12 protein-coding genes are annotated in these 13,341 nt (G+C 59.1%); 6 read left to right on the top strand and 6 right to left on the bottom strand.

The genetic code is table 11. The features are described from left to right. Positions 1-42: 42 nt before the first annotated feature. From JOE29_RS23945 to JOE29_RS23935, 3 genes are all read left to right on the top strand, one after another. On the top strand, positions 43-1,101 hold the full coding sequence (locus JOE29_RS23945; protein ID WP_024693694.1) for a PA0069 family radical SAM protein: 1,059 nt from the start codon (positions 43-45) through the stop codon (positions 1,099-1,101). Between the two features lie 207 nt (positions 1,102-1,308). Next, positions 1,309-2,049, top strand: a complete 741-nt coding sequence (locus JOE29_RS23940) for a carbonic anhydrase (protein WP_004409041.1) — start codon at positions 1,309-1,311, stop codon at positions 2,047-2,049. Positions 2,050-2,153: 104 nt separating this feature from the next. Continuing rightward, positions 2,154-3,686, top strand: coding sequence for a SulP family inorganic anion transporter (locus JOE29_RS23935; RefSeq protein WP_003317364.1), 1,533 nt, complete (start codon positions 2,154-2,156; stop codon positions 3,684-3,686). Between the two features lie 120 nt (positions 3,687-3,806). Here the strand turns inward: JOE29_RS23935 and JOE29_RS23930 are convergent, their stop codons facing one another. After that, positions 3,807-4,457 (bottom strand): hypothetical protein, encoded by a 651-nt coding sequence (locus JOE29_RS23930; protein WP_210079931.1) that lies wholly within the window; start codon positions 4,455-4,457, stop codon positions 3,807-3,809. A 279-nt stretch (positions 4,458-4,736) separates the two neighbouring features. On the opposite strand from JOE29_RS23930, the gene JOE29_RS23925 reads away from it, so the two are divergent. Together JOE29_RS23925 and JOE29_RS23920 are read left to right on the top strand one after the other, a co-directional pair. Further along, on the top strand, positions 4,737-5,231 hold the full coding sequence (locus JOE29_RS23925) for a cytochrome c oxidase assembly protein (RefSeq protein ID WP_210079930.1): 495 nt from the start codon (positions 4,737-4,739) through the stop codon (positions 5,229-5,231). Between the two features lie 207 nt (positions 5,232-5,438). Continuing rightward, the gene (locus tag JOE29_RS23920) at positions 5,439-6,071 is read left to right on the top strand and encodes an SCO family protein (RefSeq protein WP_210079929.1); all 633 of its coding nucleotides are present in this window, start codon (positions 5,439-5,441) and stop codon (positions 6,069-6,071) included. A 38-nt stretch (positions 6,072-6,109) separates the two neighbouring features. Here the strand turns inward: JOE29_RS23920 and JOE29_RS23915 are convergent, their stop codons facing one another. The 4 genes from JOE29_RS23915 to JOE29_RS23900 form a co-directional block, all read right to left on the bottom strand. Next, positions 6,110-7,009 carry a DMT family transporter gene (locus JOE29_RS23915; RefSeq protein WP_003425986.1) on the bottom strand — a complete coding sequence of 300 codons (900 nt, stop codon included), beginning with the start codon at positions 7,007-7,009 and terminating at the stop codon, positions 6,110-6,112. A gap of 284 nt (positions 7,010-7,293) precedes the next feature. Further along, positions 7,294-8,067, bottom strand: a complete 774-nt coding sequence (locus JOE29_RS23910) for a MetQ/NlpA family ABC transporter substrate-binding protein (RefSeq protein WP_003392501.1) — start codon at positions 8,065-8,067, stop codon at positions 7,294-7,296. A 51-nt stretch (positions 8,068-8,118) separates the two neighbouring features. After that, a complete protein-coding gene (locus tag JOE29_RS23905; RefSeq protein ID WP_003317371.1) occupies positions 8,119-8,793 on the bottom strand; it encodes a methionine ABC transporter permease in 675 nt (224 codons plus the stop codon). Next, complete coding sequence (locus JOE29_RS23900; protein ID WP_210079928.1) at positions 8,793-9,800, bottom strand: methionine ABC transporter ATP-binding protein; 1,008 nt, start codon at positions 9,798-9,800, stop codon at positions 8,793-8,795. The genes JOE29_RS23905 and JOE29_RS23900 overlap by 1 nt, the downstream gene beginning before the upstream one ends. Before the next feature lie 307 nt (positions 9,801-10,107). Between JOE29_RS23900 and katE the strand changes: the two genes are divergently transcribed. Next, positions 10,108-12,258, top strand: a complete 2,151-nt coding sequence (gene katE / locus JOE29_RS23895) for a catalase HPII (protein WP_210079927.1) — start codon at positions 10,108-10,110, stop codon at positions 12,256-12,258. Positions 12,259-12,593: 335 nt separating this feature from the next. On the opposite strand, the gene JOE29_RS23890 is transcribed toward katE, so the two are convergent. Beyond that, a complete protein-coding gene (locus JOE29_RS23890) occupies positions 12,594-13,310 on the bottom strand; it encodes a PA5502 family lipoprotein (RefSeq protein ID WP_044312718.1) in 717 nt (238 codons plus the stop codon). Between the last annotated feature and the right edge of the window lie 31 nt (positions 13,311-13,341).

Raw genomic sequence — 13,341 nt, 5'->3', positions numbered from 1 at the left:
TATGCTTTACTGTATGCATGAACAGTATACGAGTAACGCCAGATGTCCAGTCTCTATCCGGTTCGTGGCCGAGGCACTGCCAGCAATCCGCATAACCGTTTCGCACCCAGTCAGTCGGTGGTTGAAGACGATGGCTGGTATCAGGAAGTACCGCTCACGCAAGGCACCCAGGTCACCAGCGAAACAGCCAAAAGCATCATTACCCGCAACAGCTCGCCGGATATCCCCTTTGACAGGTCGATCAACCCTTACCGGGGCTGCGAGCACGGCTGCATCTATTGTTTCGCCAGACCCAGCCACGCCTATTGGGACATGTCGCCGGGCCTGGACTTCGAGACCAAGCTGATCGCCAAGACCAACGCGGCGGCGCTGCTCGAGCAACAACTGTCCAAACCCGGCTACCGCTGCGCGCCCATCACCCTCGGGGCCAACACCGACCCCTACCAGCCGATCGAGCGTGAGTACCGCATCACCCGGGCGACGCTTGAGGTGTTACTGCGCTATCGACATCCGGTCAGCATCATTACCAAAGGCTCGCTGATCCTGCGCGATCTGGATCTGCTGGCAGAAATGGCCAGGCTGCGGCTGGTGTCGGTCTTCATCAGCCTGACGACGCTGGATGACGAACTCAAATGCATCCTCGAACCCAGGGCCGCAGCGCCCAAGGCTCGCCTGCGGGCCATTCGGGTATTGCGTCAGGCTGGGGTCCCGGTCGGTGTGCTGTGTGCGCCGATGATCCCGATGATCAACGACAGCGAGCTGGAGGCACTGCTGAGCGAAGCGAAAGCTGCGGGCGCTTTGAGCGCCAGCTACGTGATGCTGCGCCTGCCGCTGGAAGTCGCGCCGCTGTTCGACGAGTGGCTGAAGACGCATTACCCGCAACGCGCCGATCATGTCATGAGTCTGATTCGTCAAAGTCGCGGCGGAGCCGTGTACGACAGCACGTTTGGTTCTCGAATGCGCGGCGAAGGACCGTTTGCCGACCTGCTGGCTCAACGCTATGCGCTGGCGATCAAACGGCTCGGGTTGAACAAACGGGGTGGATTTGCACTCGATTGCGATGCGTTTTGTCCGCCAGGAGGGCAAATGTCGCTGCTGTGACGAACTTGGTACCATCGTGCAAACCCGCGTCCCAGAGCCATCGCATTCAGTTTCGTTTAAGCTTCGGCGATTAGTCTGTTACTCGGAGTGTCATCAGCGATAGCGCTCAAGGGATTTGTTCGTGATGCCTTTTAGAGAGGGATCACATCCGGCTCTGGTCAAACAGGCATGAAGAATCCACATCAATTCGTCAGAGAGGGTGAAGACATGACAGACATCGGTAAACAGCATTCGGCTACGTCGTCCAGCACATCAAGCCATTCGGACAGCGCCGACGTAGCGTTGAAACATATCGTCGATGGCTTTGTACATTTCCGTAAAGAGGTCTTCCCCCAGCAGGAAGAACTGTTCAAGAAGCTGGCGACTGCCCAATCTCCACGGGCCATGTTCATCACCTGCGCCGACTCGCGCATCGTGCCCGAATTGATTACCCAAAGTTCGCCAGGCGACCTGTTCGTCACGCGTAACGTCGGCAACGTCGTACCGCCGTATGGCCAGATGAATGGCGGCGTGTCCACCGCTCTGGAATACGCAGTGGTTGCACTGGGCGTGCAGCACATCATCGTTTGCGGACACTCTGACTGCGGCGCCATGCGCGCAGTGCTCAACCCCGACAGCCTGGACAAGATGCCTACGGTAAAAGCCTGGTTGCGCCATGCCGAGGTTGCCCGCACGGTGGTCGAGCAGAACTGCAGCTGTAGCGGCGAACTGGAAACCATGCAGGTCCTGACTCAGGAAAACGTGATCTCCCAGTTGCAACACCTGCGCACCCACCCTTCGGTCGCAGCGAAAATGGCCAGCGGCCAGTTGTTCATTCACGGCTGGGTCTACAGCATCGAAACCAGCGAAATCCTGGCTTATGACGCCGAGCTCGATCGTTTCATACCGCTCGACGGTAAGGGACCGACGCCGATGGCTTCACCGAAAGCACGCTTTTCAGCCGACTGATCACCAGTCCGACTGACGGCAAGCCCTTCTTAATCAGCTGATGGCGACTGCGCAGGATGCGCGTCGCCCGTCTTGCCTCGTCTGAAGAATCCCGGAGAAGCGTCATGGGTATTACAGCATTGAAAACCGCTTTACCACGGGAGCTGCTCGCTTCCGTGGTCGTGTTCCTGGTCGCCCTGCCGCTGTGCATGGGCATCGCCATTGCATCCGGCATGCCTCCGGCCAAAGGTCTGATCACCGGCATCGTGGGCGGGCTGATAGTCGGCTGGATAGCCGGTTCGCCGCTGCAGGTCAGCGGACCCGCAGCCGGTCTGGCAGTACTGGTTTTTGAAGTGGTGCGCGAGCACGGCATGGCCATGCTGGGTCCTATCCTGGTACTCGCCGGACTGCTTCAGCTGCTGGCGGGTCGATTCAAGCTTGGCTGCTGGTTCCGGGTCACGGCACCTGCGGTGGTCTATGGCATGCTCGCCGGTATCGGTGTGCTGATCGTACTGTCACAGGCACACGTGATGTTCGACAGCGGCCCCAAACCCTCCGGGCTGGACAACCTGATCGCCTTCCCTTCCACACTGATCCAGGCTTTCGGACCCGGCACCGGCATGCAGGCCGGTATGCTCGGTCTGGGCACCATGCTGATCATGTGGGGCTGGGAAAAACTCCGTCCTCAGGCTTTACGCTTCGTACCCGGCGCACTGCTGGGCGTGGGTATCGCCACTGGCATCAGCCTGTTCATGGCCTTGCAGGTCAAGCGTGTCGAAGTGCCTGACAACCTGGCCGACGCCATCGACTGGCTTCGCCCGGCCGACCTGATGAATCTGGCCGATCCGGCCATTCTGGTGGCGGCTATCGTCGTAGCGTTCATCGCCAGTGCCGAAACGCTGCTTTCCGCCTCGGCGGTTGACCGCATGCACAGTGGCCAGCGTTCGGACTTCGACAAGGAACTCAGCGCTCAAGGCGTGGGCAACATGCTCTGCGGCCTGCTCGGTGCGTTGCCGATGACAGGCGTTATCGTACGCAGCTCGGCCAACGTCCAGGCCGGTGCCACCACGCGCTTCTCGACGATCTTCCACGGCCTGTGGCTGCTCGCATTCGTGTTGCTGCTGTCGAGCGTACTGCAGAGCATTCCGGTCGCGAGTCTGGCTGGCGTGCTGGTCTACACCGGCCTGAAGCTGGTCGATCTGAAGGCGTTTCGCGGTCTGGGCCGCTATGGCCGGATGCCGATGTTCACCTACGCGGCGACTGCCATTGCGATCATCTTCACCGACCTGCTGACCGGTGTGCTGGTCGGTTTCGGCCTGACTCTGGTGAAACTGGCGTTCAAGGCTTCGCGTCTGAAGATCAATGTGGTCGAACTGGCGGGCGAGAAGGAATTCGAGCTGCGTCTGGTCGGTGCCGCAACCTTCCTCAAGGTGCCGGCGCTGACTCAGGCACTGGGCACTATCCCGCAGGGCAGCACGGTGCATGTGCCGTTGGGCAATCTGTCCTACATCGACCACTCGTGTCTGGAACTGCTGGAAGAATGGGGTCGTTCCAATGCCGCTCATGGCACCCGGTTGCTGATCGAATCGCGTGGCCTGAAGCGTCGTCTTGAAGGGCGGATCTACACGACAACGGGGATCGGCTCGGGCGCGGCCTGATAGTCGCTACCTTGTTATCACAGCCCTGGAAACATGGGAGCCGGATGGGTCTTCGCGTAGCAGCGGAGCGATATCCGGCTCCTTCCATTGCCGGCGAAGACAGTGATTCGGGCCTCTGAATCAGACCGCGGAGCGCTCCAGCTCCAGGCCGACGCCCAATTGCCGTGACAGGCTTGGCCAGCGCTGCCAGGCCGCCCCCGTTTCAGGGTTGGTCAGCTTCTCGCGATAGGCCTCGACCGAGTCCAGCGCGAAACTCTCCTCATCAAGCAATTCATCGACAGCATGGTGCACCGCTTCGTCCAACTGGTTGGCAAATTGCTCGCCGATCAACTGGTGGGCGATCACGCTGGCAACTGTGGTATTTGACGGTATCAGCGGCTGACCGAAATGCTTGATGTACAGGTCATTCACTTCCTCGACCAGCCGGTGGGCCAGATAAGCCTCGTCCAACAGGCTTTCCAGGCCTTCATGCCCATCCATGATGGAAGGCGGGGTCGCGAAAAAATGCTCGGCGATTTTCAGCACCGGCTTTATCTGCCCTTCGATCCCGGCTTGCAGCGCGACCTCATGGGCGGCGTCCAGCAGATCGGGGACCAGATCGATATAGGCCGTGACGAAACGCGTCAGTACGTCTTTCGCGTCGACTTCCGGCAGATGAATGGCGGGATGAAGATGTGGGAGCTTTTGTTCCAGCTGTTGCAGCAAGTGGCCGGTCCGGGCCTCATGTTGATGGGCTAGTTGTATCTGCTCGCGCAATGCGGCGGTGTTCATGGCTGCTGGCACTCCTTGAGGCGTCAGACCCCGTGGTTGGTTGATGAAGAGTCATACGTTAGCTTGCTTAACTAACCGCCTAAGACGGTTTTGCTATATGCGACTCACATTTAGATACATTGGCTATATCAAAACAGCCTTTGCTCAATTTCTGACCAAATACGGCTGCCGTGCCCGGCTATGCGGACGCGCTGCAGCTCGCGTTTTGCATAAGCAGGCTACTCTGAAGTCGCCCGCAGCTCTTTCGACACGCTGTCCGACATAAAAAGTGAGCCACGCATGACTCAGCCTCTTTTGTCCAAACGGCTCGTTCTGCGTTTGACGTGCTTAATGGTAATCATGCTGATGTGCGGATTGGCATTGCCGTCGCTCTATGCCGTGCTGACCGGGCATGACAGAGCCGGCGTGCAGGGGGAGGACGTTTCTCGTCAGGTCGAGGTGCAATTTACTGCCGGCAACGCGGCCGGGATGACCTGGGCGTTCTACCCGCAGTCCCGCCAGATGCAGGTCCACCCCGGCGCGGTCAACGAGATGATCTTCATCGCGCAGAACCCGACCGACAGGCCGATGCAAGCCCAGGCCGTACCGGGTATTTCGCCTGTAAAGGCGGCAGCTTGGTTTCACAAGACCGAATGCTTCTGCTTCACCCAACAGACATTGCAACCGGGCGAGCGCATCGAGATGCCGGTGCGCTTCATCGTCGACCGTGACCTGCCCGACGATGTAAAAAGTCTGACGCTGACTTATACGCTGTTCGATGTCACCACGCGCTAGGCGCTGTACGAAAAGTCGGCGAGCGAAGGTCAGGCGAGGCAAAAACAGGCGAGGAAGCGGAGTCTACGTGTTGTAAATGAGCATTCCGAGCCTGTTTTTAACGAAGCATCACCGATGCGCAGCCACTTTTCGTACAGAGCCTAGGCTCGGTGCGCAATATAGGCCATCATCCTCGGCCTTACGCCGATCACGACTCGCGCTGACACCATGACCCGTACCCAGAAAGCCGTTTTCATTGCTGCCGCCATCGTCGCCCTGCTTCTGGGCGTGATTCTCAGTCAGGTGCTGCCTGGTCGCAGCTCACAGGACCAGGCGGCGCTCAACGACGCGGGTATTGTGCTGCTCCCCCAAAGCCGCCAATTGCCAGCCCTGAGCATGACCGACCAGAACGGCGCGGCTGTAGCGCTTGATGGCTTGAAAGACCAATGGACGCTGATGTTCTTCGGCTACACCTTCTGCCCGGACATTTGCCCGACGACGCTGGCGCAAATCAAGCAGATCAGGGCCGAGCTGCCCGAAGAGGCAGTCAAGCACATGCGGGTAGTACTGGTCAGCGTCGACCCGAACCGTGATACGCCGCAGCAGCTCAAGCAGTACCTGGGCTACTTCGACCCGCAGTACATCGGCCTGACGGCACCTGTCGCTGATATTCAGACACTGGCCAATGCCGTGAGCATTCCGTTCATTCCTGCAGACACCAGCAAACCGAACTACTTCGTCGATCACAGCGGTAATCTGGCCCTGGTTGGCCCGGACGGCACCCAGCGAGGCTTTATCCGCGCACCGCTGAACAACCAGAAGCTGGTGAAGCAATTGCCGGGGTTGCTGGAGCGGGATTAAACCGAGCGTTCTGCCGCTTCAACGAACCTGATAAAGGTTTACTCGCTCAACCGAACAGGCGCCTTGCTTCCCAAACGAATCAGCTCATTGGAGAAACATAACCCTGCGATGATGAGCATCGCCCCGACGTACAAGCTCTCACGCGGCACTTCATTGAGCACCACGAACGCCAACAGCGCGGCGAACAGCGGTTCGGTCAACTCCAATGCCTGTACCTGGGACGGCTTGAGGTATTCGATGGCCTTGGTTGTGCAAAAGAACCCCAATATGGTCGGCAACGCCGCCAGCGCTAACAGTGCGGCAATCACAAGCGCTGACAGTTCGCCGATCACAAAACCGTCTGCCGCTGCTGGCATCAGAAGGTACAGCCCGCCAAAAAACAGCAGCTGCCGGGTAAAATGCAGCCCTCCTGCCACACCCATATGCTTCATGGCGACTGAAAAAGCCCCGTAACCACAACCGGCAATAGAGGCGAGTGCGGCGCCCTGCAGGGTGAAGCCCTGCTGAATATCGGCGCCAAAAATCACTGCGATCCCGGCAATAGCGAGCGCTGCCCCCACCACTGCATTCGCGGTAATGGCGTCTTTGAGGAAGATACGCCCCAGAATAATCGAGGAAATCGAGGCGCTGGCCATCAGCACCACGACGACGCCTGCCGCTGCGTAACTTCGGTAGGCGGACGTTTCAAAGTGGAACAGTACGAAAATGCCGAGGAATGCACAGACTGCTGCGTGTACCCATTTCGCTTTCGACGCCGGACGCCTTAAGAAAAGCAATAATACCGAGAGGAGCAGGCAGCCCAGGATGGTCTTGATAACCGCCACACTGCTGGGGGTAAAACCATGACTCATGAGGATTTTGCTGAGCACTCCAATCGTTGCGTTGAGGGCTGCGGCGGAGAGCGCAAAGAAGATGCCTTTGCTGAAATTAGATTGCATTGATGACAGTCCCTGTCGCTGACGCGTCGTTTAATAAAAGGCCGGTCCCTGCCTGAAGGACCAAAGTTTGAGCGTTGCCCCGAGCCAGTCAGCAAGATCACCAGCGACAGGCCAGAGGGCTGGAATCACCGGGACAGATTACCAGACTGATCCAGAACAGGTTCTGTAGAAGTGCGCGCGGGCCATGATGGTTGCCACACAGCGCCCTGAGCGTCGAGCCAACGTGAAGCTGGCTCGGGATCGAGGGGTATCGCGTCGCGCTCGATCCTCTGCAGGCAGCTAAATCAGAACGCCGGAACCACAGCGCCTTTGTACTTCTCGGCCAGGAACGTTTTCACTTCAGGGCTCTGCAAGGCGGCTACCAGCTTCTTCATCGCGTCCGAGTCCTTGTTGTCCGGGCGGGCCACCAGAATGTTCGCGTAGGGCGAATCGGCACCTTCGATGATCAGCGCGTCCTTGGTCGGATCGAGCTTGGCGCTCAAAGCGTAGTTGGTGTTGATCAGCGCCAGATCGACCTGAGTCAGCACGCGGGGCAGCGTGGCCGCTTCCAGTTCACGGAACTTCAGGTCTTTCGGGTTATTCACGACATCCGAAGGCTTGGACAGGATGTTGCCCGGATCCTTCAGGGTGATCAGACCTGCCTTGGCCAGCAGCAGCAAGGCGCGGCCTTCGTTGGTGGCGTCATTGGGCAGCGCGACGTTGGCACCGTTGGGCAGGTCTGCCAGCGTCTTGAGCTTGTCCGAGTAAGCGCCGAAAGGCTCGATGTGCACCTTGGCCACGGCCACCAGATCAGTACCTTTGCCCTTGTTGAACTCATCCAGATACGGCTGGTGCTGGAAGAAATTCGCGTCCATACGGTTCTGCGACACCTGCACGTTAGGCTGAATGTAGTCATTGAACACCTTGATGTTCAAATCCACGCCTTCTTTGGCCAGGGTCGGTTTGACGAACTCGAGAATCTCGGCGTGCGGCACGGCAGAGGCCGCGACGGTCAGAGTTTCGTTGGCCTGCGCGGACAAAGCGGTGACAGCAGCGAATATGGCCAATAGTTTCTTCATACAACAACTCCTTTGGGCCCGTACGAGACGGGCCAATACCAACGGGTTCGATCAACGATGTGTGAAATGCGCGACCAGTCTGTCGCCGATGGTCTGCAGAATCTGCACCAGCACCAGCAACAATACGACCGTCACGAACATCACATCGTTCTGGAAGCGTTGATAACCATAACGAATCGCCAGGTCGCCCAGCCCGCCAGCGCCCACTGCACCGGCCATGGCCGTGAACGACACCAGCGCAATGGCGGTCACTGTGATCGCCGCCAGAATGCCAGGCCGCGCCTCAGGCAGCAGCGCCTTGACGATGATCTGCCGAGTGGTCGCGCCCATGGCCTGGGTGGCTTCGATGATGCCGCGATCCACTTCGCGCAAGGCTGTCTCTACCAGGCGCGCAAAGAACGGCGTGGCGCCGGCGATCAGCGGAGGCAATGTGCCGAGGATGCCCAGTGACGTGCCGGTAATGATCTCGGTCAACGGCATCATCACGATCAGCAGGATGATGAACGGCAGCGCGCGCAGCATGTTGACGATCACCCCGACCGTGGCATACAGCTGCTTGTGCTCCAGCAACTGACGCGGCGAGGTGAGAAACATCAGCACGCCCAGCGGCAGGCCGAGCAGGATGGTGAAACCGAGCGATACACCGAGCATGATCAGCGTGTCGCCAGTGGCCACCCAGATCTCGTACCAGTCGACATTGGAAAACAGGTTCAGAAAAGCGTCCATCAGCGCAGCACCTCCATATGAACATCAGCGGCGGTGAAGCGCGCAAAGGCGGCGTCCATGTCGCCGCCGGTGATGGCCAGCGTCAACTGCCCGTAAGGAGTGTCCTTGATGCGGTCGATACGACCGGCGAGGATGCTGTAATCGACGCCGGTTTCCCGCGCCACTGTGCCGAGCAACGGCGCGTAGGTGGCCTCGCCCTGAAACGTCAGACGCACGATACGGCCCTGAACATGAGCGAAGTCGTCACGCTGCTCGTTTTCGTCGACCTGCTCGTCTTCCTGCACAAAACGCTTGGTCGTCGGGTGTTGTGGATGCAGAAACACATCCGCGACCTTGCCGTGCTCGACAATCACCCCGGCGTCCATCACGGCCACCTGATCGCAGACGCGACGAATCACGTCCATTTCATGGGTGATGAGCACGATGGTCAGCTTCAGCTCACGATTGATCTCGGCCAGCAGCTGCAAGACCGACGCAGTAGTCTGCGGGTCCAGCGCGCTGGTGGCTTCATCGCACAGCAGGATTTTTGGTTTGGTAGCCAGTGCGCGGGCGATGCCGACGCGCTGCTTCTGGCCACCCGACAGTTGTGCCGGGTACTTTTTGGCGTGATCGGACAAGCCGACGCGCTCCAGCAACTCGGCCACGCGCTGGTCGATCTGCTTGCGCGGCATATCGCCTGCCAGGGTCAGCGGCATGGCGACGTTGTCGGCCACGGTTTTGGACGCCAGCAGATTGAAGTGCTGAAAAATCATCCCGACCTGTTGGCGGAAGCGGCGCAGGCCATTGGCGTCGAGCGCAGTGACGTCTTCGCCATCGACCACGATCTGTCCACCACTCGGGGTTTCCAGGCGGTTGATCAGGCGCAGCAAAGTACTTTTGCCCGCGCCGGAGTGGCCGATGATGCCGAACACCTGGCCGCTGTCGACGCGCAGGCTGGTGGGGTGCAGGGCCGGTATTTCCTTGCCTGCCACCCGATAGGTTTTGTTGACGTTATGAAACTCGATCACGGAGCGAACCTTGTGGGGCGCGTTAAAAAATCAGCGCAGTGGCTAGAGCACCACCTGCTTCGTTACCTCGGCCGGATAAAGCCGGGCGCGCATTTTAGCCTGTCCGGCCCGCTGTGCTTAGCATTTATTTACCGGCTGTCCTGCGCAATAGGCATAACACGACCGTTGGTGATCGTATGCGGAAAATAAAAGGAACGGCTGTTTTTAGCTCCGGTCACTTCTTGGATACCGTGATTTCCCGCTTACGCCAGGGAAGTCGTAATCAGCGAACCCAACTCAATGATTGGGGCGAGATAAGGAGTCTCTGATGGCTAGCAAGAACGCACCACCTGTAACCGAAACGCCCAAGAGCGAAATGGCAGGTACCGACACCCTGGACCGTGGCAATACCAACGAAAAGCTGGAAAGTCTCGAGCAGTTTCGCTCGGACGCGACCCAGCAGGCCCTGCGCACCAACCACGGCGTCAAGATTTCCGATAACCAGAACACCCTGAAAGTCGGCAGCCGCGGCCCATCGCTGCTCGAAGACTTCATCATGCGTGAAAAGATCACGCACTTTGACCATGAGCGTATTCCGGAGCGTATCGTCCACGCCCGCGGCACTGCAGCGCATGGCTATTTCCAGACTTACGAAGACCACGGCGCCCTGAGTAAAGCAGGCTTCCTGCGTGATCCGGGCAAGAAGACTCCGGTGTTCGTGCGTTTCTCCACCGTTCAGGGCCCACGCGGCTCGGGCGATACCGTGCGTGACGTGCGTGGCTTTGCCGTCAAGCTCTACACCGACGAAGGCAACTTCGACCTGGTGGGCAACAACATGCCGGTGTTCTTCATTCAGGACGCGATCAAGTTCCCTGACTTCGTGCACGCGGTGAAACCCGAGCCGCACAACGAAATCCCGACTGGTGGCTCGGCCCACGACACTTTCTGGGACTTCGTCTCGCTGGTGCCGGAATCCGCGCACATGGTGCTGTGGACCATGTCCGACCGTGCGATCCCGAAAAGCCTGCGCACCATGCAGGGCTTTGGTATCCACACCTTCCGCTTTATCAACACCGAAGGTAAGTCGAGCTTCGTGAAGTTCCACTGGAAGCCCAAGTTCGGCGTCTGCTCGCTGGTCTGGGACGAGGCGCAGAAGCTCGCTGGCAAGGACACCGATTTCCACCGCCGCGACCTGTGGGAGTCCATCGAGATGGGCGACTACCCGGAATGGGAACTGGGTGTACAGATCGTTGCCGAGGAAGACGAGCACAAGTTCGACTTCGACCTGCTCGATCCGACCAAGATCATCCCGGAAGAACTGGTCCCGGTCACCCCGCTGGGCAAGATGGTCTTGAACCGTAACCCGGACAACTATTTCGCCGAGACCGAGCAGGTTGCCTTCTGCCCGGGCCACATCGTGCCGGGTATCGATTTCTCCAACGATCCGCTGCTGCAAGGTCGTCTGTTTTCCTACACCGACACGCAGATCAGCCGTCTGGGTGGGCCGAACTTCCACGAAATCCCGATCAACCGTCCGATTGCACCGAACCACAACGGTCAGCGTGATGCACAGCATCGCACCACTATCGACAAGGGCCGCGCTTCCTACGAGCCTAACTCGATCGATGGCGGCTGGCCGAAAGAAACCCCTGCCGGCCCGGTAGATGGCGGCTTCGAGACCTACCCTGAGCGTGTTGAAGCGCACAAGGTGCGTGAGCGCAGCGAATCGTTCGGCGATCACTTCTCGCAGGCCACCCTGTTCTTCCAGAGCATGAGCCATCACGAGAAAGAGCACATCATCGCGGCCTACAGCTTCGAGTTGGGCAAGGTCGAGCGCGAGTACATTCGTGCCCGTCAGGTCAACGAGATTCTGGCCAACATCGATCTGGAGCTGGCCAAGCGTGTAGCCGCTAACCTCGGCTTGCCAGCACCGACTGCCGGTACCGTACCTGTGCGTCAGACTTCGGTTAAAGAGTCGCCTGCGCTGAGCCAGGTCAACCTGCTGTCTGGCGATATCGTTTCGCGCAAGGTTGCCATTCTGGTGGCTGACGGCGTCGACGGCAAAGCGGTCGACGCCATGAAAGCCGCGCTGACTGCCGAAGGCGCACACGCCAAGGTATTGGGCCCGACCTCCGCACCGGTCAAGACAGCTGACGGCAAGAGCCTGCCAGTGGACGCATCGGCTGAAGGCCTGCCTTCGGTAGCGTTCGACGCAGTCTTCGTGCCGGGTGGCAAGGCTTCGATCGAAGCGCTGAAAGGCGACGGCGTGGCATTGCACTTCATCCTTGAAGCCTACAAGCACCTCAAGGCCATCTCCTTTGCCGGGGAAGCCAAAGAGCTGCTGAGTCTGCTACGCCTGGAAGAAGATGCGGGCCTGCTGGAGGTATCCGATAGCAAGTCGTTCAAAGCGTTCTTCCACGCGATTGCTCAGCACCGTGTGTGGGATCGTGAAGTGAAAGCCAAGGCTATTCCGGCTTGATCTGACGCTGCTACGCGTATCGCTCCCACGCTCCGGCGTGGGAGCGCCTTTCTGAACGTTCTCGCCCCCCCCCCCGCATAGACTCCCCTACACTTCTCGTTCTTTAGGCTCCGCGTGGGAATGCAGTTCGGCACGCTAATCGTGATACATCATCTCGATGAGCACACGAAATGGGGTTTCTGAACGCAGGGCATCCGAGAGAACCGAGCGACGCTTTGCTTGTTTGAGAAAGCGCTATTCCGGGCGATACATACTCAGCGGATGTAACGGCCCTTTCGCGAACAAGTTCGCTCCCACGGCCTTCGGCCAGAATCAAGAGCGGATCAAGGATCGACTCAGGACTTGGCTGGCGTCAGGATGATCTGCGCTTTTTCATTGCGCTCGATCTGGCGACGCAATTGCAGTTCGAAATCCGGATTGGTCTTGACCACCCGCTTGGTCAGCAACGTCGCCAGCCACGGATAGTCTTCGGTGCGCGGCACCACCATCAGCACTTCACAGTTGAACGCTACGGTATCGGCTGCGATATCGTTCAGTTGACGACGCAATGCACGCATATCGCCGATCTTGAGCTCAATCGTCGTGCTTTCTGCCGACGGATCAATCAGCTTGGCAACCCTTCTGGCTTCGGCCGCCTTCAAGTCCGCTTCGGCTTTTTCCAGCTCGGCCTTGCGTGCATGGGCAATGGCGCCGTTTACGCCACTGGTCAGCGCCGGTGCTTTGGGCATCAGGGCGCGTGCACGGCTCAGCGCAGAGGCCGCCGCGTTCATGTCACCCTTCTGCAGGCTGATCTGGCTGCGGCTCAGATAGGCTTCGGCCAGACGACGCTGAAAAGGCTCCAGACGGATGTCGGCAGGATTGGCCGCCTGCAACGCCGCCAATTGGTCCTCGGCGGTTGCCAGCTCATTGCCGGCGATGTTCTGCTCGAGCTGAGCGAACGCGTCAGGCTGAGCCTCGGAGCCAGGCGTCTCGACAGTGGGCGCACTCTGGCAGGCACCCAGCAGGATGGAAAATGCGACAAGCAGCAGATAGCGTGGGGCGAACGGCTTCATTCCTGCGATTCTCTAGTTTGCGCAAAAAACG

It is taken from the genome of Pseudomonas sp. PvP009, from assembly GCF_017832995.1.
GTDB classification, from domain to species: domain Bacteria; phylum Pseudomonadota; class Gammaproteobacteria; order Pseudomonadales; family Pseudomonadaceae; genus Aquipseudomonas; species Aquipseudomonas syringae.
Note: the sequence above shows the minus strand (reverse complement) of the source record. Positions and strands in the feature narration are given on the sequence as shown.